The following is a 21,189-nucleotide window of genomic DNA, read 5'->3' on the forward strand; positions in this document are numbered from 1 at the left end:
AAAAATGAAGAATTTCATTGCCCTCATTTTTTTCTTTTTAACCAACCTTTCTTTTGCACAAGACTTTAAAGCCTATACCCAAACCATCCCCGGAGCAAAAATTAATTTTCAAATGGCGGCCATCCCACCGGGTAAATTTCAGATGGGCAGCAAAAACATCATGGCCAACAATGATGAAAGTCCTGTGAAAGAAGTGGAAGTATCTGCTTTTTGGATGGGCACCAAAGAAGTAACTTTTGGTGAATGGGATCTCTATTTTAAGGACACGCAATTGCCTCAAGGCAAAAATCCGGATGGCATCACACGCGCTACTCCCCAATACATCGACTTAACATGGGGCATGGGGCGCGATGCGAATCATCCTACGAACAGTATGAGCCAAACAGCAACGCTGATGTATTGCAAATGGCTGTACTCTAAAACTGGCATCTTTTTTCGTTTGCCCACCGAAGCGGAATGGGAGTATGCCTGCAAGGCGAACAGCCCCGCCATTTCAATTGATGCAAAAGTTTTGATTGAACATGGGTATTTCAAAGACAACAGTGAGGGAAAATTTCACCACGTGGGAGAGAAGAAACCAAATGCGTTTGGTTTGTACGACATGCTTGGTAATTTGAGCGAGTGGACGCTTGATCAATATAACCCAGATTATCTTTCAAAGATGGGTAATAAAGACCCCGTCAATCCACCAGTTTCAAAATACCCTAAAACCGTAAGAGGAGGTTCGTACATGGACAAGGCAACCGAGCTACGTTGTTCGAATCGACTGGCTTCTTCGGCTGATTGGAACAAGCGCGACCCGCAAATCCCAAAAAGCAAGTGGTGGCTCACAGATGGCATGTTTGTGGGGTTTAGAATTGTACGGCCATTGGTTCAACCAAGTAACGAAGAGATTGAAAAGTTTTTTGCGTTGTACTTGAAGTGAATGGCCACAGATTTATAGATTACTGTTTGAATCAAATTTGAATCATTCATTTTAGGTTAGCCTATAAATCAGTTTCGGTTTTTTGGTTGAGGCTAAGGTGACTATAATTTTATGGTAAGGATCACGGATTTTTATTTAACCCAAAATTGTCATCAGAAAAGGTTTAATGGCTTTCATTGGAGGAAATGCTTCGAAAGGATAAGATAATCAGCGTTTTAAGTTCTATAAGAAGAAGCCTTAAATTCGGTCAGGTTTTCGGACAAAACACATGGACTATAAAATCGAATTTGCCGATAAAGAAATCACCCCTTGATCGGGCATACTCATGCTCAAGAAAATGATTGATAAAATGGATTTCAAGAGATGTTTTGTCGGAATCTGTGGATAATACCCCGTTTTAAGTTGAAATAGGCTCAGGTGTTAAAAGTTTACTTTGGCCTATAACCATTACCGAGCACGAATCACGAAGAACACCCTACTTAAGCTTGAGGTTAACCAGATCAACAAAGGCCTGTATTACCGCTTTCCGTTAGAGGTTGCCTTGGTGGCAAAAAATGTTGAAACCGTCATAAAAACGCTGCAAATCGACTCTGCGAACAAACAAAATAGAGTTGCTCACCGAATTTGAACCCGTCCAAGTTATCTGGGTCTTAATACGTGGCTTCTGTTTGATGGGAAAATTGTAAAGAAATGACAGTCGTGGCCTTGCAAATCAAGCAATTGCCGTTATTTTTGCACTCCGTTTCAAAAAACCATTATGGCAAATCACAAATCAGCAGAGAAAAGAATTAGGGCAAATGAGACCAAGCGCGTAAGAAACCGCTACCAGATGAAAACTACTCGCACCAGCGTGAAGAAATTGTTGGGCACTACTAAAAAAGACGAAGCAGAAGCTTTGTTGAAAGAAGTAAGCGGCATGCTAGATAAATTGGCGAAAAAGAACATCATTCATTGGAAGAAGGCCGCCAACCAAAAGAGCAAATTAACGAAGCGCGTAAAAGCGATCGCTTAATTCGATAGAGCATTTTTATTTTTCCCTCCTTGGCTTCGGCTGGGGAGGGTTTTTTTATGATTGGTTTTGGGGTGGCAGCCGTGCTGTCAGCAGTTGCCATCTCACGCACATTCCACTTCAAATGAGAGGTGAAAGATAAAAAACAGAGCACCTCGAAGGTTCTGAATACTTTCAATGTATGGAATATGTTGAAACCTTATGAGGTTTTATAAACAAATCAAAAACTCTTTCAATTCCCCAAACTCTTTCCCCATTCTTATCGATTTCTTTTTACCAACCAAAAAGTTTTGTAATCGTTCGGGAATGGAAACAGCAGTACCAATGGCTGCTTGAACAGTTTCTTTGAATTTTGCGGGATGGGCCGTTTCTAAAAATACGCCAACGGCATTTGTGTTAGATTTTAGGTAATCTTTCAAACCCAAATAACCAATCGCCCCTTGCGGGTCGAGGGTGTAGTTTTTGTTTTTGAAAACAGCACGCATGGCATCGCTAGTTTGCTCATCGGAGTAATGACAACCTACCACATCCTTTGATAAGCCTTCAAAATTGTTTTGGTACAAATCCAACATGCGCGCAAAGTTGCTAGGGTTGCCTACATCCATCGCATTGCTGATGGTTTGCACCGAAGGTCGTGGTGAAAACAATTTTGTCGTAAGGTATTCTGGGACAATATCATTTTGATTGGTGGCCGCAATGAATTGATGAATCGGCAAACCCATTCGTTTGGCCAACAAGCCTGCCGTTAGGTTTCCGAAATTCCCAGAAGGAACGGAAAATACCACTTGCTTTTGTTTTTCGTTTAGCTGAGCGAAAGCATAGAAGTAATAAAATGATTGTGGAATCAATCGCGCTATGTTGATGGAATTGGCAGAGGTTAAGAATAGTTTTTGCTTTAAGTCTTCATCTATAAACGCTTGCTTCACAAGCCGCTGGCAGTCGTCAAACGTGCCATCAATTTCCAAGGCTGTAATGTTTCCGCCAAGGGTAGTAAATTGCTTTTCTTGAATCTCGCTGACTTTACCTGACGGATAGAGCACAATCACTCGTGTGCCCGATACATTGTAGAACCCATTTGCCACGGCACTGCCAGTATCGCCAGAGGTAGCGACCAGAATAGTAATTTCCTTTTCTTGCTGCTTGGCAAAGTAGCCAAGCAAGCCCGATAGAAAGCGAGCACCAAAATCTTTAAACGCAAGGGTAGGGCCATGAAACAACTCCAACGAAAAAATATTTTTTTCAATCTCCACCAGTGGCGCATCAAACTGAATGTTGTGGTCAACAATTCGTTTTAATTCTTCTTCGGGCAAATCATCGCCAATTAAATTCTTTGCAACAGCAAAGCCGATTTCTTGAAACGAAAGGTGAGATAGATTTTCAATAAAGGATTTTGATAAAACAGGAATCTGCTCGGGCATGTATAGGCCATTATCTGGCGCAAGACCTTGAAGAACTGCTTCTTTTAAACTTACCCGATGATGGATGTTGTTGGTGCTGTAATAGTGCATTTTATTAGTTTGAAATTTTTGAGCTTCGAGCTTATTATTCACAGCTCGTAGCTAAGTATTCTCGCTCCCTGTTGATTGATTTTAGATATAAAAACTTCACTCGCCAGCAGATGTCGCCTAAAAACTTCTTGAATGGTTTCGCCCACGCGCTGTGCAATGTCATGCGAAGTACTCAATGCAAACAGCGTAGGTCCAGAACCAGAAATACCACTCCCCAACGCACCAGCATTCTTCGCTTGTTCTCGCACCTCTTCAAATCCGGGAATGAAAACGGAACGCACGGGTTCGGCAATTACATCTTTTAACGATCGCCCGATCAGCGCACCATCTGCAGTACTTAAGCCTACCATCAACCCTGCTACGTTGCCGCATTGTGTGATGGTATCGTGCAGGCTGAGTGTAGAGCGTAAAATTTTTCGTGAGTCTTCCGTTTTTACTTCTAGCTGCGGGTGAACAAGTGTAGCATACAAAGCTAAAGTAGTCGGCACTTTCACTACATCTAACGGATGATAATCGCGGATCAACACAAAGCCACCAAGCAGTGAGGGCGCAACATTGTCTGCATGTGCTGCACCGCAAGCAATGCGCTCGGCTTCCATGGCGTGTGGTAGAAGCTCTATTCTGGTGAATGGCTCGCCCATCAAATGATTGATGGCCACTAAAGCTGCTACGGCACTAGCGGCACTCGAACCCATGCCACTGCCAAGGGGAAGTTTTTTATGAAGCTCGACCGTAACGCCCACATCGTTTCTACAGATGGCTGCCAAGTAAGATTGAATTGCTACGGAGGCAGTATTGCGATTTGCTTCCATCGGAAGTCTTCCGCCATCTCCTGTAATTTTAATAAGCTCAACACCTGCCTTTTCAGTGCGCGTAACGACCACCTCATCACCAGGTGCATCTACCGCAAAACCCAAAATATCAAAACCACAACACACGTTGGCAACGGTGGCGGGAGCGATGGCGTGTACTCTATTCATCATACAGTTGTTAGAAGTAGGTAGTCGGCAGTAAGCAGTCGGCAAGGGTTGCCTGTCGCTTTTGCTTACTGCTTGTTAAAATAGTGCAATCATTCAAATCAGTAGTTTCCAATCCTTATAATATCTGCAAAAACGCCCGCGGCTGTTACGGTTGCGCCAGCACCAGGGCCACGGATGACCATCGGTCGCTCATGATAGCGTTCTGTAGTCAGCAAAATAATATTATCGCTACCACTCAACGAGTAGAAGGGATGAGCTGCACCCACACTGGCAAGTTTTACATTCACTTTACCATCTTCTAATATGGCCATGTAGCGCAGCTTTTCTCCTCTGCTTTCGGCTTGCTCACGCAACTGATTGTAATGCGCATTTTGTTTTTCCAATCCGTTCATGAATTTTTCTACGGTCATCTCTCCGCGCAATTCTTCGGGCACTAAGTTATGCACCACAATATCACTCAATTCAAATTCATAACCCGCTTCGCGCGATAAGATGAGCGCTTTGCGTGCCACGTCCATTCCATTGAGGTCATCCCTTGGGTCGGGTTCTGTAAAGCCCTTTTCTTTGGCTTGCTGCACAATCTCACTGAATGCTGTGCCTGCTTGAAAAGAGCTGAAAATAAAATTCAGCGTACCACTTAGCACGGCTTCGATGCGAATTACTTTATCGCCACTGATCATTAAATCATTTAGTGTATTAATAACTGGCAGACCTGCACCCACGTTGGTCTCGTATAAAAATTTAACCCCACGTTTGGAAGCGGTTTTTTTCAACAATTGATAATTGCTCAATGCGCCTGAGTTCGCTTTTTTGTTGGGGGTAACAATACTGATATTGGCTTCCAATATCTTTGCGTAATGGTTCGCCACGACTTCGCTAGAGGTGCAATCCACAAAAACTGAGTTAGATAAATTGATGCCCACCATTGTTGAAACAAATTTTTCCATATCCATAGGCAATCCTTCCTGCAAAAGTTTTTGTACGGATTCCTTCCCGCTCAAACCCTTTTCATCGAACAACATTTTTTTACTATTGGCAATCGCCACCACTTGTATTTCTAAATGATGGTCGCTTGCTAGTTTTGAAAATTGCTCTTTCATCATGGCCAACAGTTCTTTGCCAATCAACCCTGTACCCACTAAAAATACATTCAAGATTTTTCTATCAGACAAGAAAAATGCTTCGTGCAGGGCGTTAAGTGCTTTGGCTACATCGGCTTGGTTCAACACTACCGAGATGTTTAATTCTGAAGAGCCTTGGGCAATCGCGTGCACGTTTACCCCATTTTTTCCCAGCGCACCGAACATGCGGCCGCTGGTGCCAGGGTTGTGTTTCATGTTTTCGCCCACAATGGCCACAATGGCGCGGTCGCTTTCTACTACCACGGGGTTCATCTCTAAATTTTGAATTTCGTATTGAAATTCTTTTTCAATCGATGATTTGGCTTGTATCGCATATTGACTTTCAATCGCAAAGCAAATGGAATGCTCACTCGATGCTTGGCTAATTAAAATCACGTTTATCTTTTCGCGCGCCAGTGTAGCGAACAAGCGCATGGAAACACCTACTACGCCCATTAATCCACTTCCTTGCACATTCAGTAAACTGATATTGCTCGTAGAGGAAATGCCTTTGATGATTAGCGCTTTTCCATTAGCATTTTTACTGATGAGTGTTCCTTGAAAAGTTGGGTTGAAGGTATTCTTGATCCAAATGGGAATTTTGTTGACCATGGCTGGCTGCATGGTGGCGGGGAAAATTACCTTCGCGCCAAAGTGCGAAAGCTCCATGGCTTCTTCATAGGTCATCTCTTTTACGGTGAAGGCTTTTTTTACTTTGCGCGGATCGGCTGTCATCATGCCATCCACATCGGTCCAGATCTCCAACGATTCCGCTTTGAGTGCGCCTGCAAAAATCGCAGCCGTATAATCAGAGCCACTTCTTCCGAGCGTAGTTGTCTCACCACTTTCGGAGGTGCCAATAAAACCTGTAATCACTTGGAGGGTTCGGGTGCTTTTAAAATGATCGACAATCAACCGGTTGGTTTCTGTAAAGTTGACGCGCGCATACCCAAAATGATTGTCGGTGCGCACTACTTTTCGAGCATCCAAAAATAAGGCGTCAACGCCTGAATCTTTCAGTGCTTCTGCGATGATGTAGGCAGAGAGCCGTTCGCCAAAACTCATAATGTAATCCAATGACCGCGGGGTTCTCTCTTTTACTAAAAAAACTCCGTGCAGCACATCTTCCAATTCATTGAAGGTAAACTTTACTTGCGCGAGCACGCTGCTTTGCTTTTGCATGTCCAACAGTTCGCGTACCGCATCAAGGTGACGTTTTTCAAGTTGTGCCAGTTGGTCTTTGTAACCTGCATCGCCCGTCAGCGCTAATTTGCTGACATTGATCAATATATCTGTTACACCACCAAAGGCTGAAAAGATCAACGCGATTTTTTCATTCGCCAATCGTGGTTTCACAATTTCGATAATGGATTTTATTCGTTGTGGGGTGGCTGCTGATGAACCACCAAATTTTAAAATTTTCATAAATCAATTAGTAGGACCTTCTTGTGAGGGCTTGAAAATAAGGAGTAACATGTAGAAGGGAAATGGCAGATAGTATGGGCGCTACCCCGTAATGGTAGTGGTGATAATTGTGATGGTGGTAAGTGTTGCCATTTTTAACGTGAGCAAATAAACACAGCTTACTTCGGATTGCAAATTTATTTTTGTGATTTTTGTGTGAATAAAAACTTACTAACGGTCAATAGGTTAACTTTGCCACTAGATCAAGAATTAACGAACCTCAACACCTCACTACATTAAAACTTCTACAGCTCAAATGCCCCGCAAAAAGAAAACCCCGTCAGAGTCTTTAGTAAGCATGACTGAATTGGTGCTGCCCAACGATACCAACACCCTCAACAACTTAATGGGCGGTCGACTCATGCATTGGATGGATATTGTGTCGGCCATTTCAGCACAAAAGCATGCCAACCGAATTGTGGTGACTGCTTCGGTAGATAATATTTCATTTCGGCAACCCATTCAATTGGGCAATGTTGTCACGCTCAAAGCACGCGTTACGCGGTCGTTCAATTCATCGATGGAAGTGCGCATTGATGTAGATGCAGAAGATATTCCAGCCAATAAGAAATTCAGCAGCAACAGTGCCTACTTCACCTTTGTGGCTGTGGATCAAAACGGTCAGCCGATAGATGTGCCAGAAATAGAAACAACCACTGAAGAAGAAAAAGCCTTGTATGACGGAGCCTTACGCAGACGGCAACTTCGATTGATTCTAGGCGGGCGCATGAACCCAGCGGATGCCCACGAGTTAAAGTCCATCTTCGATATAAAAACATAAAAAGATGTACTCCATTTTTGAAACTACCTTTCCTGAAGAGCTATATCTTCTCCATCCAAAAGTAACGGTAATCGTACCTGTGCCGTGGGCAGAAGTGCGAGAAGAGGAGAAGTTATTACTCTCAAAAATTTTAAGTGCCGTTAAGCAAAGTCTTGATTCGGTTGCGGTGATGCATCAAACTAAATTGGATTTATCTAAGTTCGCTGAAAAGCCCCAAAAAGTTTTGTGCTTTAGCCCTGCCGATGGGTTGCCAAAATTTGAAGTACTGCCCGCCCAAGGCACTTCGGTGATTATTTCATTTCCACTTGCCGAATTGCTGACGAATGATGATGCAAAGAAGAAGCTGTGGGCGGGATTGAGGGTGATGTTTGGCTAGTTTAAAATTTCCTTCCCCTCACCTAAACCAAAACATCGCCCAAATCCATCTAACAGTTCAAAAGGGCAATCGAATAGGCATTGACTATTGCTCCACTACTGTTATATTTGCAGGCTAATTTTAACCGTAATCCTTGATTATCCGCAGTTTAGGCAACTTCTTTACCTTTCGCACATCACATCTGGTGTGGACCTTGATTATTTTGATCTCACTGGCTTCTTGCAGTAAGTTTAGAAAAATCGAAAAAAGCGATGATTGGAAGCTGAAATACCAAGCCGGGCTGGGCTATTTTGAGAAGAAGGACTATTACCGAACCGCTATATTGTTTGAACAGATTTTGCCCATCGTTCGGGGCTTGCCAGAAGGGGAGAAGGTGGAGTTTTACTTAGCATATTGCCAGTTTTATGAAAAGACTTATTTACTGGCATCTAATCAATTCAAGACCTTTTTTGAAAATTATGGCCGTAGCCAATTGGCCGAAGAGGCCTATTACATGTATGCCTATAGTTTGTTTGTAGCCTCGCCAGCGGAAAACCTCGATCAAAAAAGTAGCATTGAGGCCATGGGTGCGATGCAAACCTATGTGAATCAATATCCGTTTGGCAAGTTTGCCGAAAAGGCCAATGAAGTAATTGCTTCGGCACAGCAAAAGTTAGAGAAAAAGGGATATGAGAATGCACGGCAATACTTAAAACTAAAATACTACCAAGCAGCTGTAATCGCATTTGAAAATTTCAAAAAAGGTTTTCCGGATTCAAAATACTTAGAGGAAGTAACGTACTTGAAAATAGTGGCTCAGTATAAACTGGCGCAACAAAGCATCTTTACCAAACAACGCGAACGCTACGCTTCTACCCTGGAATTTTACAAGGAGCTAGTGGACAATTATCCCAAAAGCAACTTCATCCGAGAAGTGGAATCCTATTATTCGGATAGTCTCAATCAATTGAACAAACTAAAAGCGAAATCATAAATTTTTAACAATCCATATTATGGCAAATCAACCCTCCATCATTACACGCGATATCGACAAAATATTGAGCCCAACCGGAAACCTATACGATTCGGTGGTAATTATTTCAAAACGTGCTCGCCAAATTGCAGTGAATTTGAAAGAAGAGTTGAATGGCAAGTTGGCTGATTTCGCCACTACCGTGGATAACCTCGAAGAGGTTTTTGAGAACCGCGAGCAAATTGAAATCTCTAAGTTCTACGAGCGTATGCCAAAGCCAACCACCACGGCTACCGAAGAATTTTTGGAAGGCAAACTTACCTACCGCATGCGCGAGCAAGGGTTGGAAGAGGGAAAGGCTGAATAATTTTTCCTGATAAAATTGGTAATTTGATCTGCTGCCATATCGGTAGATCAATTGGCACAATCGACTCTTGGTAACTACATTTTACGTCAGATGTTAGCTGGTAAAAAGATTATCGTAAGTGTGAGTGGAAGCATAGCCGCCTACAAGTCTGCTTTGCTGGTGCGATTGTTGGTGAAATCAGGTGCCGAAGTAAGAGTAATCATGACTCCTTCCGCCAAGGATTTTATCACGCCTCTTACGCTCGCTACGCTATCTAAAAATCCTGTCCTTAGTGAGTTTACAGTTGGCTCACAAGGCGAATGGAATAATCATGTGGAGCTTGGCCTGTGGGCCGATGCCATGGTAGTAGCACCGGCTAGTGCCAATACACTTGGCAAAATGGCCAACGGCCTTTGCGACAATATGTTATTGGCTGTTTACCTTTCGGCCAGGTGCCCTGTATTTTTTGCCCCTGCCATGGATTTGGATATGCTCCAACACCCCGCCACCAAAAAGAATATTGAAACGCTTATCGGTTTTGGAAACCAATTCATAAAAACCAATCATGGGGAGTTGGCCAGTGGCTTGGTGGGTGATGGCCGCATGGCCGAACCTGAAGAGATTGTACAATACCTGCTCGATTTCTTTTCTGAAAAAAAAAAATTAACAGGTAAAAAGGCTTTGGTTACTGCGGGGCCCACCCACGAAGCACTGGACCCCGTTCGTTTCATCGGCAATAATAGTAGTGGCAAAATGGGTTTTGCCATTGCCGAAGAGCTGGCACGAGAAGGGGCGGAAGTGGAATTAATTTCGGGCCCTACCTATTTAACAACCCACGTGTCAGGCATAAAACTCACGAAAGTGGTGTCGGCAGAAGAAATGTACCGTGCTAGTTCAAGCCGTTTTTCTTCCGCAGATATTACCGTGCTTTCCGCTGCCGTGGCAGATTATAAACCCACCTTAATAGCCGACCAAAAAATAAAAAAAACAAGCGAGCACCTTTCGATTGAACTTACCAAAACGCTCGATATAGCCGCGGAGTTGGGAAAGCAAAAGCACAACAGTCAACTGCTGGTTGGCTTTGCGCTGGAAACAGAAAACGAAAAAGCAAATGCTTTGAAAAAGATTGAGGCGAAAAATTTTGATTTGATTGTATTAAATTCGCTCAACGACCAAGGCGCAGGTTTTAGCCACGATACCAACAAGATTTCAATCATTAGTAAAGGAGGAGCGGAGCAGAAGTTTGATTTGAAATCAAAAAAAGAAGTGGCAAAAGATATTGTGGAGGCAATAGTCAAGGCCATAGATCGTTGATCTTTAGTAAGATGGGAACACGATTTTTTAAATTATTAACTGCCAGTTTTTTTGTAGGTGCTTTGCTCTGTCTTTGCGATTTTGCTTCTGCGCAAGAGCTTAACTGCAAGGTCACCATCAATGCCGACCAGATTCAAACTTCTGATCGTTCGGTGTTCAAAGACATGGAGCGTGCCATTGCCATCTTTCTAAATTCACGTAAGTGGACCAACGATAGTTACAAAAATTACGAGCGGATTGAATGCGCCATTTTTTTGAACATCACAAAAATGCCTGCCATCGGCCAGTTTTCGGCAAACGCACAAATAACGGTGGCGCGACCTGTTTACAACTCTAATTATCAAACCGTGTTGTTAAACTTTGCCGATCGAGATTGGGAGTTTGATTATCTGGAATCGCAGCCATTGGAGTACAACGATAATGGGTATCTTAGTAATCTTACTTCCATTTTGGCTTTTTATGCCTATGTTATTTTAGCAATGGATTATGATTCGTTTAGCGAATTGGGTGGAACGCCCTACATTCAAAAAGCATTGATGGTAGTCAATAATGCCCAAGCATCTAACCGGGCGGGTTGGGCGCCTTTGGTAAGTACGCGCAGCAGAAATGCCCTCGTGGAAAATCTCAATAACCCACAGATGGTTGACTTACGGAAGAATACCTATAACTATCATCGCATTGCGTTGGATAGCTTTGATAAAAACCCCGATCAAAGCAGAGAAAAAGTATTGGAGATATTGAAAAATGTGAAGAAGGTTTGGACACTAAACCCTACCTCCATATTTGTGATTTCCTTTTTTGATACCAAAGCAACAGAGTTGGCCAAAATATTTTCAGAAGGCAACCTGAATGTGCGTAGAGAGGCGTATGACATCCTTACACAAATCGACCCCAAGAGCAATATTTACCAAAGCATTATTAAGTAAAAGCCTCGCTCTTTTCTTCCGGCATTTTCCTTGTTGCTTCACAAGTAGTATTTTTACCTATCTATGTTGCTTAGCCTCGTTATAAAAAATTACGCACTCATTCGCGAACTGGAAATTCATCCTTCTGGAAAACTGAATGTAGTAACAGGCGAAACAGGAGCGGGCAAATCTATTATGTTGGGCGCGATTGGATTGCTGCTGGGCAATCGGGCAGATGCCAAATCGCTTTGGAATGAGAATGAAAAGTGTTTGGTGGAAGGGGCTTTTGATGTTTCGACTTACAAGCTCAAAACTCTTTTTGAGCAGTATGATTTGGATTATGAAGAACAAACATTGATCCGTAGAGAAATTAGTCCGGGTGGAAAGAGTCGTGCTTTCATCAACGATACACCGGTTACGTTGGATGTTATGCGCGTGATGGGTGACCGTTTGATGCACATCCATTCGCAACACGAAACGCTAGAACTTGCGAATAAGAATTTTCAGTTAGGATTAATCGATTCCTTTGCGGGCAACGGTAAACTGGTAAATGAATATCAGGTTGCATGGAAAGAATTCGTAACAGTATGGACGGCTTATGAAAAAATAAAAGCGGAGTCCAGTGCCCTCAAGCAAGAATCGGATTACATTAAATTTCAGTTGGAGGAGTTGACGAAAGCAAATCTAAGCCTAGGAGAACAGCAACAACTAGAATCTGAGCAGCAGGTGCAAGAGCATGCTGAGGAAATTAAGGTTAACTTGACCAACATTCTTTCATTGATTGATCAGTCCGAATTTTCCGTTCGCAACGCCTTCATTACCATTCGCGCGCAACTAAATTCCATCGTTTCTTTTTCACCGACCTATTCCAAAATGTATGAGCGATTTGAAAGCCTACGGTTGGAATTAGATGATTTAGCCAAAGAGATTGAACATGAATCCGATCTGGTCGAGTTCGATCCAAATCGAGCCCAAACAATCAACGATCGGTTAAGTACCCTTTATCAGTTATTGAAAAAGCATCGCGTGCAAGATGTTTCGCAACTGATGGAGATACAGGAAACGTTGCAGCAAAAGCACGAAAAAGCTTCTAATTTAGACGACTACCTGCTGAAGGCAAAAAATGAAATAGAACGAACTGAAAAAATAGTTTCAGAAACAGGAGCAAAGCTAAGCCTTACCCGACAAAAAGTTTTTGCAGCCATCACCAAGCAACTTTCTCAATTGCTGAAAGAATTGGGTATGCCCGATGCGGTGGTGAAGATTGAACACAGCTCCACACCACCTTCTGCCTCTGGCATGGATAGTATTGAATTATTGTTTAGTGCCAACAAGGGCGTTCTCCCCAGACCATTGGTGCAGGTAGCTTCAGGGGGAGAGTTTTCGAGGCTCATGTTTTCGATTCAATACATTCTTGCCGAAAAAACATCGTTGCCGACTTTAATTTTGGATGAGATCGATAATGGTATCTCCGGTGAAGTGGCCATACAGCTAGGAAAGATGATGAAGCAAATGGCGCAAAAGCACCAATTGATTACCATCAGTCATTTACCACAAATAGCCGCCAAGGGAGATGCGCATTACTTTGTTTATAAAGACAACACTTCTGCAAAGACGATCAGTCACATCAGGCAACTGTCTGAAAAAGAAAGAATCGATGAAATAGCCAAAATGATTGCAGGAGCAAATCCGTCTGCCAAAGCCATTGCAAACGCGAAAGAATTAATGGACTTGTAAGAATTTAGGAAATAGCCCGAAAGATTAAAAACAGCGTTCCCGCCATAATCATCACCACAGGTAAAGTTAAGAACCAAGCAATCAAAATATTGCGAATGGTATCGGGATTTAGATTTTTGACACCTTTGTTAGCCACCATGCTACCGGCAATGCCAGAAGAAAGCACGTGCGTGGTGCTCACGGGCCAGCCAAAATTTGAAGATAAGCCGATGGTTAATGCAGCGATCATTTCGGCACTCGCTCCTTGTGCATAGGTAAGATGCTCTTTTCCGATTTTTTCACCGATGGTTTTTACGATACGCTTCCAACCGATCATCGTACCAATTCCCAAAGACAAAGAAATCATAAACAAAACCCATGTGGGGGAATAGTCTGTTAAGTTTCTAACCTCTTTTAAATTTTTGTCAAGTGATAAAATATCCGTTTCACTCAGCCTTACATCTTCCTCTTTCATCAGCGAACGTAGGTTTCGATCCAACACCATTACATCTTTTCTAATTTCGAATTTCTCTGCTTTTGGTACTAGGGTAGAAGAGGGCAAAGATCCGAAGGTAGATCGTAAATGTGTGTTTTTTGATTTTACTTGGTGAAGCTTGTCTTTCTGTTTTGCAGACAAAGAAGTAGTATCGATTGAGTTAATAATCTGCTCGATGCGAGTGGTTGCGGCTGGAATCTTTGATGTATCGTAATGATCGTTAAGGGCAAAATAGGTAGGAACAATCCCAATCAACACAAGCATCGCTAACCCAACCCCTTTTTGTCCATCATTACTTCCGTGATAAAAGCTCACGAGTGTGCAGGTAATAAACAAGATGCCGCGTATCCACCAAGGTGGTGGTTGATTTTTCTTTGGCTCTTTAAAAAGCGTATCGCCAACTTCTGATTTTCGGGTGGCAATTCGAATGACATACATCAATACGATGGTGACAGAAAATCCAAAAAGAGGCGAAATCAATAACGACCAACCGATTTCACCTGCCTTCGACCAATTTACTGCATCTCCGGTAGCCTCGGGTAAAAAAGTAAATGCCAGACCAACGCCTAAAATCGATCCAATCATGGTGTGAGAGCTTGAGCATGGTATGCCTAAGTACCAGGTTAGTAAATTCCAAAATATGGCCGTAAGCAAAAGTGCCAATACCATCGAGATACTATGTGCAATGTTTTGGTCTACAAGCGTTTCAACGGGCAATAAATTTACGATACTCATGGCCACCCCAATGCCCCCTGCAAAAACTCCCAAGAAATTCCAAGTACCAGACCAGATAACTGCTACCCAAGGCTTGAGTGAATTGGTATAAATAACCGTTGCCACCGCATTGGCAGTGTCATGAAAGCCATTGACAAACTCAAAAGCACAAACTGCCACTAAACATAAGATGAGTAAGATGGCGTAGGAGGTCTCTAATTCAAACATAAACCGAGGTAAAACGATGGCATACTAAGCCATTATATGAACTAATTGCGACCAAAGGTAATGTGCCTTTGTCGACTCAATGTTATGGAATTGTTACCATTTTTTCGCGGTAAAATAGGTTTAAATAGCGTCTTTTGTGCCTTTTGCGCGGTAAAAAAGTATGGAGATTCTGCTTGAAAATGAGAGGTTAGAGCTGCTTCAGCAGAAGGCTATATATATGCCGGCCCATCGGGTATTGCTGCTGGCCGATGTGCACTTTGGTAAGGTCAATCATTTCCGAAAGGCGGGCATACCGGTACCGCTAAAGGCCAACGATCGAAATACAGAATTGTTGATCGAACTTATTCAGCAAACCAAACCGCTTCGTATTATTTTTTTAGGCGACTTATTCCACAGTCATTACAACGAAGAGTGGGAAGTGGTAGGCCAAATTACCAATCATTTTAAGGAGCTATCATTTGAGTTAGTGGTGGGCAATCACGATATCATGAGCGAGCATCAATACACACGCCATCGATTTATACTTCATCAAAAACTAACGGTGGGCAATCTTTTATTGACGCACGAAGAATTGACTCGTGTGCCGACTGGTTTTTATAACCTCGCTGGCCATGTTCATCCGGGTGTTCGGCTTCATGGCAAGGGAAGACAATCGTTGATGCTCCCATGCTTTTATTTTGGTAAACGAAAAGGTTTGCTGCCGGCCTTTGGTTCGTTTACGGGTTTGGCAAAGATTAGACCAAGGCAAAACGATAAGGTTTATGTTATTGTAGAAGGACGAATAGTGCTACTACAAGAATAGGGTTTAGGAGATAGCTAGAGTGCAAATTTCAATACAACCCTTCCGGTGTGCCCTTCATAAAGCATGGTAAAATTTTTTAAGAAAGTTCTTCCAATAAGGGCTTTGTGTAGCTGACCACCATCTGCTAAGTGAACGCCAGCAAAAGCTCCGTATATTGTATAGGATAATGAATGAACATGAATCTGCGCCAAATAGATTTTTGCTTCATGCTGGCCTGCCGAACCCGCAATAAAACGTTTGTCAATGATGGGCAAGTTAAGCTGAGAAGCTAATAAATCGTCAATGCAAGATTCCCCAGCGCCTGTATCTACTAATGCATCAACGAAATTAATTCCCGCATGTGGAGCGCTTGAAGTATTTTCCGCATTCCATTCCTTATCGAAACCAATGTTGACCTGAAGTGTAGGCCCCCAAGTGGCCAACAAATCTGCTCCATTTATACCATCACTACTATTGAAACCACAATTAGTTTCTCGCATCTTTAGAGAAGATTATATACTACAGATGCTGGAAGAGTCAAGTTAGGTGCACCCACTTGTCGAATCAAGTAAGGTCCTTCATAAAAAAGCCGAACTGCCTCTTGGGCAGCACTTTCGAAAGAATCATGTACAGAAACTAGAGTTTGATTGTGAATTAAAACCCATTTGCCTGCTTTTAATTCGCTTTGTATTTTTGTATAGAAAGAAATATTCTTATCCAGATTTTCTTCTTTTGTGCGTTCAATTATCATATTACAAAGATGCAAATTCTTTTCATTATCTCCTTTTCCTAGGCTTCGGCTTCCCACCTCCACCACCTGTATAAAACATCAGTCCGATTGAAAATTCCAATCCGGTAAAATCTACTTTTGCATCTTTAAAATCCACCGGTTTTGTTTCCGTTAAGTTAGTAAGTGTTCCGCCCGAGTAGCTTCCTTTCATTGGAAACTTGGCAGTGCCCATCAAATAATTTGTTTCGAGCGATACGCTTACTTGGTTGGTAACAGGTATGGTAAGTTCTGCACCAACATGATAACCGAAGCCGGGGTTGTTCTCGTAGGTAAGTGAAGAATTTGCCACGTCCCATTTTTCAAGTTGCCGAATGGCACGGTCGATGTTGCCGTAATTCAAATTTTGGCCAAAGCCATAAAAGAAAAAACCACCGCCTTTTATATCAAACTCTACGCGATCACCTTTTAATTCAAACACCAATTCGGCTGGGACGAGTATGGTAAAGTTAGGACCCAATAAAGAATTGTTGGACTCAAACGGAAGGCCAATAATATTTAGCCCCGACATGCGATACAAAGAGGCCCCCGTTTCCAAAGCAATAAAGCGGTTTAAGTTTACGCCAATGCCTCGGATGGAAAACGGACTGATAGGCGTTGAGAAATCTCCGTTGCGTGGAATGAAGTATGAAAAGGAAAGCCCTACTTCTTGCGCATGGGTAGCACTCATTGAACCAACGATGCAAATCAGAAACAAATTTTTTTTCATATTCTATATTGATAGAGCAAGTTACTATTTAACCGCTAACCGTTTGTAAAATTATTTCTAACCAAAAACATATTCTTCTTATCTTCAATGTTTGAATGACCAATGCTGAATTCTAGGTGCCCATGATTCTATAATTTCAAGTAAAAACGATTTACAATTTTCAATCCCTATAAAAATGAAATACTGGCCATTACTTTTTCTCATTACCATTATCAGTTGCACACAAAAAAAACCATCAGCCGACCTTATCCTGCAAGGTGGAAAAATTTATACTTTGGATGATGCTCAGCCAATCGTGGAAGCCGTGGCTGTGAAGGATGGAAAAATAGTGTTTGCCGGCTCCGCTCAAGCGGTTGAGGAATTTAAAAGTGAGAAAACAAAAATTTTTGATTTGAAAGGCAATACACTCACACCGGGTTTCATCGAAGGTCATGGCCACATCATGGGCCTTGGCTATAATGAAATGAACTTGGATTTGATGGACGTAAAAAGTTATGACGAAATGGTGGAGCGGGTGCGCGAAGCAGTGGCCAAAGCACAACCCGGACAATGGATTTTGGGAAGAGGCTGGCACCAAGATAAGTGGGAGACGAAGCCAGAAAAAATGGTGAAAGGATTTCAAACGCACGAAGCCCTTAGTGCAGTGTCGCCCAATAATCCAGTGTTCTTACGGCATGCCAGCGGCCATGCAGGTTTTGCCAATGCCAAAGCTATGCAGATCGCAGGGGTGAATCAATTATCTGTAGAGGCATTGAAACAAAATACAGAAGAAGGAGGCGAAATCATCCGCGATGAACTGGGCAACCCAACTGGTCTTTTCAATGAGCGCGCGCAGACAATGATCGCCCAACATATACCAGAAAATACGGAAGAAAGTGATACCAAAGCGTTAGAGTTAGCCATCAAGGCCTGCCTTGCCAATGGCATTACCAGTTTTCACGATGCAGGTGCATCGCGCTCATCCATAGATTTGTTCAAAAAATTTAAACAGCAAAATAAACTGGATATTGGGTTATATGTGATGGTCACCGGCTTCGATCCTAAACTTGTTTACGAAAGTTTTAGAAAAGGACCGATTATTGACTCCACAGGAATCTTAACCATACGGTCGATCAAATTAAATTGCGATGGTGCACTGGGCTCGCGTGGTGCATGGTTGCTAGAGCCCTATTCTGATCGTACCGATTTTCATGGCATGGCCACCTTGTCGATGGATACTGTTTTAAAAATCGCACGCGAAGGGTTGAACCACGGATTTCAAATTTGCTCGCACGCTATTGGCGATCGTGCCAACAAAGAAATTTTAGATCGGTATGAAAAAGCGTTCATCGAAAATCCGACCAACGCAAAGGATGTTCGTTATCGTATTGAACACGCCCAGCACTTAGCGTCAACGGATATTCCTCGCTTTGCACAGTTGGGTGTACTGCCCGCTATGCAAGCTGTTCACTTATCTTCTGATCGGCCCTGGGCAATCGATCGGCTAGGGGAGAAGCGCATCAAAGAAGGTGCTTATATGTGGCAAGCGTTGTTGAAATCAGGCGCGAAAATCGTGAACGGCACAGATGTGCCCGTGGAGCCCATCAATCCCATCGCCTCTTTCTTTGCGTCCGTTACGCGCCAAACCTTGAAAGGCGAACCCGAAGGTGGCTATGAGCCAGCAGAAAAAATGACGCGCGAGCAAGCTCTTCGTTCCTATACATTAGATGCTGCCTACGGAGCATTTGAAGAAAAGATCAAAGGCTCTATTGAGGTGGGCAAACGCGCAGACTTCACTATTTTTTCGCAAGATATCATGACAGTTTCTGATCAGAATTTGCTAAAAACAAAAGTGACTGCTACGGTGGTGGGCGGAAGAGTATTGTTTGAAAACAAGTAAGAATAACAGAAGAAACAAAAAAGCCCCGTCAAAGGGGCTTTCATTCAGTTAAGCTTTATGAAGTCTGAAAAATCCTATTTCAAAAACTTATGGGCTCTGTCCATCAATAGCTTGCGGTCAGCTGTAATCGAAGGATCGCTGTAGATGCGTGAAGATAATTCGGCCACCACACCTTTTTTGTAGCCAAGCTTTTCTGCCACTTGTTCACAAAAATTGATTTCACTTTTAAACACCTGTCCATCGCTTTTCATCAATTGGATGAGGTGATACAAATTTTCAAATTTTTGGTCTTCGGTCAATGCATCTAAATTACCAATTGGTTGCGGCTTCCTTAGCATGGCATTTACTTCCTCTTCCGATACTCCGTTGGCTTTGGCAATCAAGTGAATTACTTTTGATTCTTTTTCGGCCACCATATTATCTCTGGCTGCCAAATTTATCAGAACATTTAGTTGGTCTTTTACCATAATGATTAATATTTGTGCGAAAATAACTATAACATGAAGCGAATTTACACAAATTTCGGACAATCCTTACAACAGCAAAGAAAAATGATGTCTGGCCTTCTTGGTATGCAACCCTTGTGTGAATTAAAGGTCTATGGAGTAAAATGATTGTGATATGAAGAAATTGGTATTAACCTATTGGCTAACAGCAATGATGGTGGTAGCCTTCGCTCAACAAAAAGAAACGCGCAAGCTCAGTTCATTCAAAGGAATAAAAGTTTCGCAAGCCATTGATGTATATCTAAAAAAAGGTGATAAGGAAGAGGCTCGCATCGAAATTGGCCCGGATAGCCGCCTTGGGTTAAGTGATGTGTTGACAGATGTTTCAGGCGCTACCTTGCGGGTGCACTTGGACGGAGGAAGTTGGAAGCGGGTAGATGTGAAAGTGTATATTACTTATATTTCATTAGAGAAGATTTCGGCCAGTTCTGCAGCCAACGTTTTTGCCGATGCTACCATTAAATGCAATAGCATGGAGATTACCGCAAGCAGTGCAGGTTCCGTAGAGATAGCGATTGATGCCACTAGTGTGACGGCCGATGCCTCTAGTGCTGGCAGGATTGAGTTGGAAGGAAAGACAAAATCGCTGGATGCAGAAGCCAGCAGTGCAGGCAATGTCGATGCCTACAGTTTAGAAAGTGAAACAGTCAATGCGCAGGCCAGCAGCGCGGGCTCTATTAAGGTAGTGGCCTCCAAGGAGATTGATGCCCATGCCAGCAGTGGTGGCGATGTTCGATACCGAGGCAATCCTTCGCGTACAAACACAGGCTCTAGCAGTGGAGGTTCTGTGAAAAAATCGAACTGACAAGGGAATCGAATCATTCAAAAGGCTAAGGCTTTTCCTTGGCCTTTTTCCATCTAATCACTTTTTCAAATCACTTCTTCTTTTTTTGTTTCGCTTTATCTTCTTGTTGCAACAATTCCCAATTGATTAACGCAACCGAAAATTTTTTCTGATACACCAAGTAGGGGGCCATCGAGTTGTTGAGTAGCACGGGGTTTACCATAGCTGAAAGTTTTCCCCATTAGACGTTAAACCATGGCCTTTAGTTTGACACCTGAATAAATAAGTATAGCTTAATTGCTGAAAATCTCAGTTTTGCTCTTGAAGATCAACTGCATGCCATACGAAACAGTTAAGCCAATCAAAATTCCGCCTAAAATATCAAACGGGTAATGCACTCCCAGGTATATTCTCGAAAAAGCCACTAAAGAAGCCCACGTTAAAACAGGTAGTGCCATCTTCCAATTTTTGAAAAGAAAAATCAACGCAATGGCAGAGGCAAAAGCTTCCGTGGTGTGGCCCGATGGAAATGAATATCCACCACCAACACTCCATTGGGCAATGCGCACATCTACTTCGTAAGGACGGGGAATAGAAGTAAGCTTCTTACATGTATAGGAGACTAGACCGGCAAGACCAATGCTTAGCGCCACATACAAAAATGACAATCGTGATTTTTTCTTTTCGGTTCCGCGTTCGCCCAAAATCAAGAGAATAATCGGTATGCCAAAACTGAAGAAGGTAATCGAATCAGAAATAAACTGAAGCAATCGGGTAAGGATAGGGTTACTGGTTTTTTGCAACCCAGCAATAAAGTCCAATTGAGGAAGGTTGCTCACGAGTAGCATTAAAGTCACTATCACAACCAAACAAACGAAATAGTGCCAGTGGGTAAAACGATTAGTTGC

The 21,189-nt window shown here is 42.7% G+C and carries 21 protein-coding genes; 12 read left to right on the top strand and 9 right to left on the bottom strand.

Annotated features, from left to right (window positions below; all coding sequences use genetic code 11):
• Window positions 1-4 precede the first annotated feature (4 nt).
• Both KA713_02990 and KA713_02995 read left to right on the top strand, forming a co-directional pair.
• Window positions 5-925, top strand: coding sequence for an SUMF1/EgtB/PvdO family nonheme iron enzyme (locus tag KA713_02990; GenBank protein ID UXE67587.1), 921 nt, complete (start codon window positions 5-7; stop codon window positions 923-925).
• 757 nt (window positions 926-1,682) lie between these two features.
• A complete protein-coding gene (locus KA713_02995) occupies window positions 1,683-1,937 on the top strand; it encodes a 30S ribosomal protein S20 (protein ID UXE67588.1) in 255 nt (84 codons plus the stop codon).
• Window positions 1,938-2,143: 206 nt separating this feature from the next.
• Here the strand turns inward: KA713_02995 and thrC are convergent, their stop codons facing one another.
• From thrC to thrA, 3 genes are all read right to left on the bottom strand, one after another.
• Complete coding sequence (gene thrC, locus KA713_03000) at window positions 2,144-3,442, bottom strand: threonine synthase (protein ID UXE67589.1); 1,299 nt, start codon at window positions 3,440-3,442, stop codon at window positions 2,144-2,146.
• Between the two features lie 38 nt (window positions 3,443-3,480).
• Window positions 3,481-4,422 (bottom strand): homoserine kinase, encoded by a 942-nt coding sequence (locus tag KA713_03005; GenBank protein ID UXE69008.1) that lies wholly within the window; start codon window positions 4,420-4,422, stop codon window positions 3,481-3,483.
• A gap of 98 nt (window positions 4,423-4,520) precedes the next feature.
• Window positions 4,521-6,968 carry a bifunctional aspartate kinase/homoserine dehydrogenase I gene (thrA, locus tag KA713_03010; protein UXE67590.1) on the bottom strand — a complete coding sequence of 816 codons (2,448 nt, stop codon included), beginning with the start codon at window positions 6,966-6,968 and terminating at the stop codon, window positions 4,521-4,523.
• 295 nt (window positions 6,969-7,263) lie between these two features.
• Between thrA and KA713_03015 the strand changes: the two genes are divergently transcribed.
• The 7 genes from KA713_03015 to recN all read left to right on the top strand — a co-directional run bounded on the left by KA713_03015 (window position 7,264) and on the right by recN (window position 13,418).
• Window positions 7,264-7,788, top strand: coding sequence for an acyl-CoA thioesterase (locus tag KA713_03015; GenBank protein UXE67591.1), 525 nt, complete (start codon window positions 7,264-7,266; stop codon window positions 7,786-7,788).
• A 4-nt stretch (window positions 7,789-7,792) separates the two neighbouring features.
• A complete protein-coding gene (locus KA713_03020; protein UXE67592.1) occupies window positions 7,793-8,164 on the top strand; it encodes a hypothetical protein in 372 nt (123 codons plus the stop codon).
• A gap of 181 nt (window positions 8,165-8,345) precedes the next feature.
• Entirely contained in the window at window positions 8,346-9,137 is a 792-nt protein-coding gene (gene bamD, locus KA713_03025) for an outer membrane protein assembly factor BamD (protein ID UXE69009.1), read from the top strand.
• A gap of 19 nt (window positions 9,138-9,156) precedes the next feature.
• Entirely contained in the window at window positions 9,157-9,483 is a 327-nt protein-coding gene (locus tag KA713_03030; GenBank protein UXE67593.1) for a DNA-directed RNA polymerase subunit omega, read from the top strand.
• Window positions 9,484-9,573: 90 nt separating this feature from the next.
• On the top strand, window positions 9,574-10,776 hold the full coding sequence (gene coaBC / locus KA713_03035) for a bifunctional phosphopantothenoylcysteine decarboxylase/phosphopantothenate--cysteine ligase CoaBC (protein ID UXE69010.1): 1,203 nt from the start codon (window positions 9,574-9,576) through the stop codon (window positions 10,774-10,776).
• A gap of 11 nt (window positions 10,777-10,787) precedes the next feature.
• The gene (locus tag KA713_03040) at window positions 10,788-11,702 is read left to right on the top strand and encodes a DUF4835 family protein (GenBank protein ID UXE67594.1); all 915 of its coding nucleotides are present in this window, start codon (window positions 10,788-10,790) and stop codon (window positions 11,700-11,702) included.
• Window positions 11,703-11,765: 63 nt separating this feature from the next.
• Window positions 11,766-13,418 (top strand): DNA repair protein RecN, encoded by a 1,653-nt coding sequence (recN, locus tag KA713_03045; GenBank protein ID UXE67595.1) that lies wholly within the window; start codon window positions 11,766-11,768, stop codon window positions 13,416-13,418.
• A gap of 4 nt (window positions 13,419-13,422) precedes the next feature.
• Here the strand turns inward: recN and KA713_03050 are convergent, their stop codons facing one another.
• Complete coding sequence (locus KA713_03050; GenBank protein UXE67596.1) at window positions 13,423-14,835, bottom strand: inorganic phosphate transporter; 1,413 nt, start codon at window positions 14,833-14,835, stop codon at window positions 13,423-13,425.
• A 160-nt stretch (window positions 14,836-14,995) separates the two neighbouring features.
• Here KA713_03050 and pdeM point away from each other — a divergent pair, with 160 nt between their 5' ends.
• Window positions 14,996-15,637, top strand: a complete 642-nt coding sequence (pdeM, locus tag KA713_03055) for a ligase-associated DNA damage response endonuclease PdeM (GenBank protein ID UXE67597.1) — start codon at window positions 14,996-14,998, stop codon at window positions 15,635-15,637.
• A gap of 14 nt (window positions 15,638-15,651) precedes the next feature.
• Here pdeM and KA713_03060 read toward each other — a convergent pair whose 3' ends face one another.
• From KA713_03060 to KA713_03070, 3 genes are read right to left on the bottom strand one after another with little or no spacing between them, the layout of a single operon-like run.
• Window positions 15,652-16,116 carry a retroviral-like aspartic protease family protein gene (locus KA713_03060; GenBank protein ID UXE67598.1) on the bottom strand — a complete coding sequence of 155 codons (465 nt, stop codon included), beginning with the start codon at window positions 16,114-16,116 and terminating at the stop codon, window positions 15,652-15,654.
• Between the two features lie 2 nt (window positions 16,117-16,118).
• A complete protein-coding gene (locus KA713_03065) occupies window positions 16,119-16,367 on the bottom strand; it encodes a hypothetical protein (GenBank protein UXE67599.1) in 249 nt (82 codons plus the stop codon).
• Window positions 16,368-16,392: 25 nt separating this feature from the next.
• Window positions 16,393-17,112, bottom strand: a complete 720-nt coding sequence (locus tag KA713_03070; protein UXE67600.1) for a hypothetical protein — start codon at window positions 17,110-17,112, stop codon at window positions 16,393-16,395.
• A 175-nt stretch (window positions 17,113-17,287) separates the two neighbouring features.
• Here KA713_03070 and KA713_03075 point away from each other — a divergent pair, with 175 nt between their 5' ends.
• The gene (locus KA713_03075; GenBank protein ID UXE67601.1) at window positions 17,288-18,991 is read left to right on the top strand and encodes an amidohydrolase family protein; all 1,704 of its coding nucleotides are present in this window, start codon (window positions 17,288-17,290) and stop codon (window positions 18,989-18,991) included.
• 74 nt (window positions 18,992-19,065) lie between these two features.
• Here the strand turns inward: KA713_03075 and KA713_03080 are convergent, their stop codons facing one another.
• Window positions 19,066-19,458 (bottom strand): TerB family tellurite resistance protein, encoded by a 393-nt coding sequence (locus KA713_03080; GenBank protein UXE67602.1) that lies wholly within the window; start codon window positions 19,456-19,458, stop codon window positions 19,066-19,068.
• A 154-nt stretch (window positions 19,459-19,612) separates the two neighbouring features.
• On the opposite strand from KA713_03080, the gene KA713_03085 reads away from it, so the two are divergent.
• A complete protein-coding gene (locus tag KA713_03085) occupies window positions 19,613-20,302 on the top strand; it encodes a DUF2807 domain-containing protein (GenBank protein UXE67603.1) in 690 nt (229 codons plus the stop codon).
• Window positions 20,303-20,574: 272 nt separating this feature from the next.
• On the opposite strand, the gene KA713_03090 is transcribed toward KA713_03085, so the two are convergent.
• On the bottom strand, window positions 20,575-21,120 hold the full coding sequence (locus KA713_03090) for a phosphatase PAP2 family protein (protein UXE67604.1): 546 nt from the start codon (window positions 21,118-21,120) through the stop codon (window positions 20,575-20,577).
• Window positions 21,121-21,189 lie beyond the last annotated feature (69 nt).

It is taken from the genome of Chryseotalea sp. WA131a (assembly GCA_025370075.1).
Taxonomy (GTDB): domain Bacteria; phylum Bacteroidota; class Bacteroidia; order Cytophagales; family Cyclobacteriaceae; genus ELB16-189.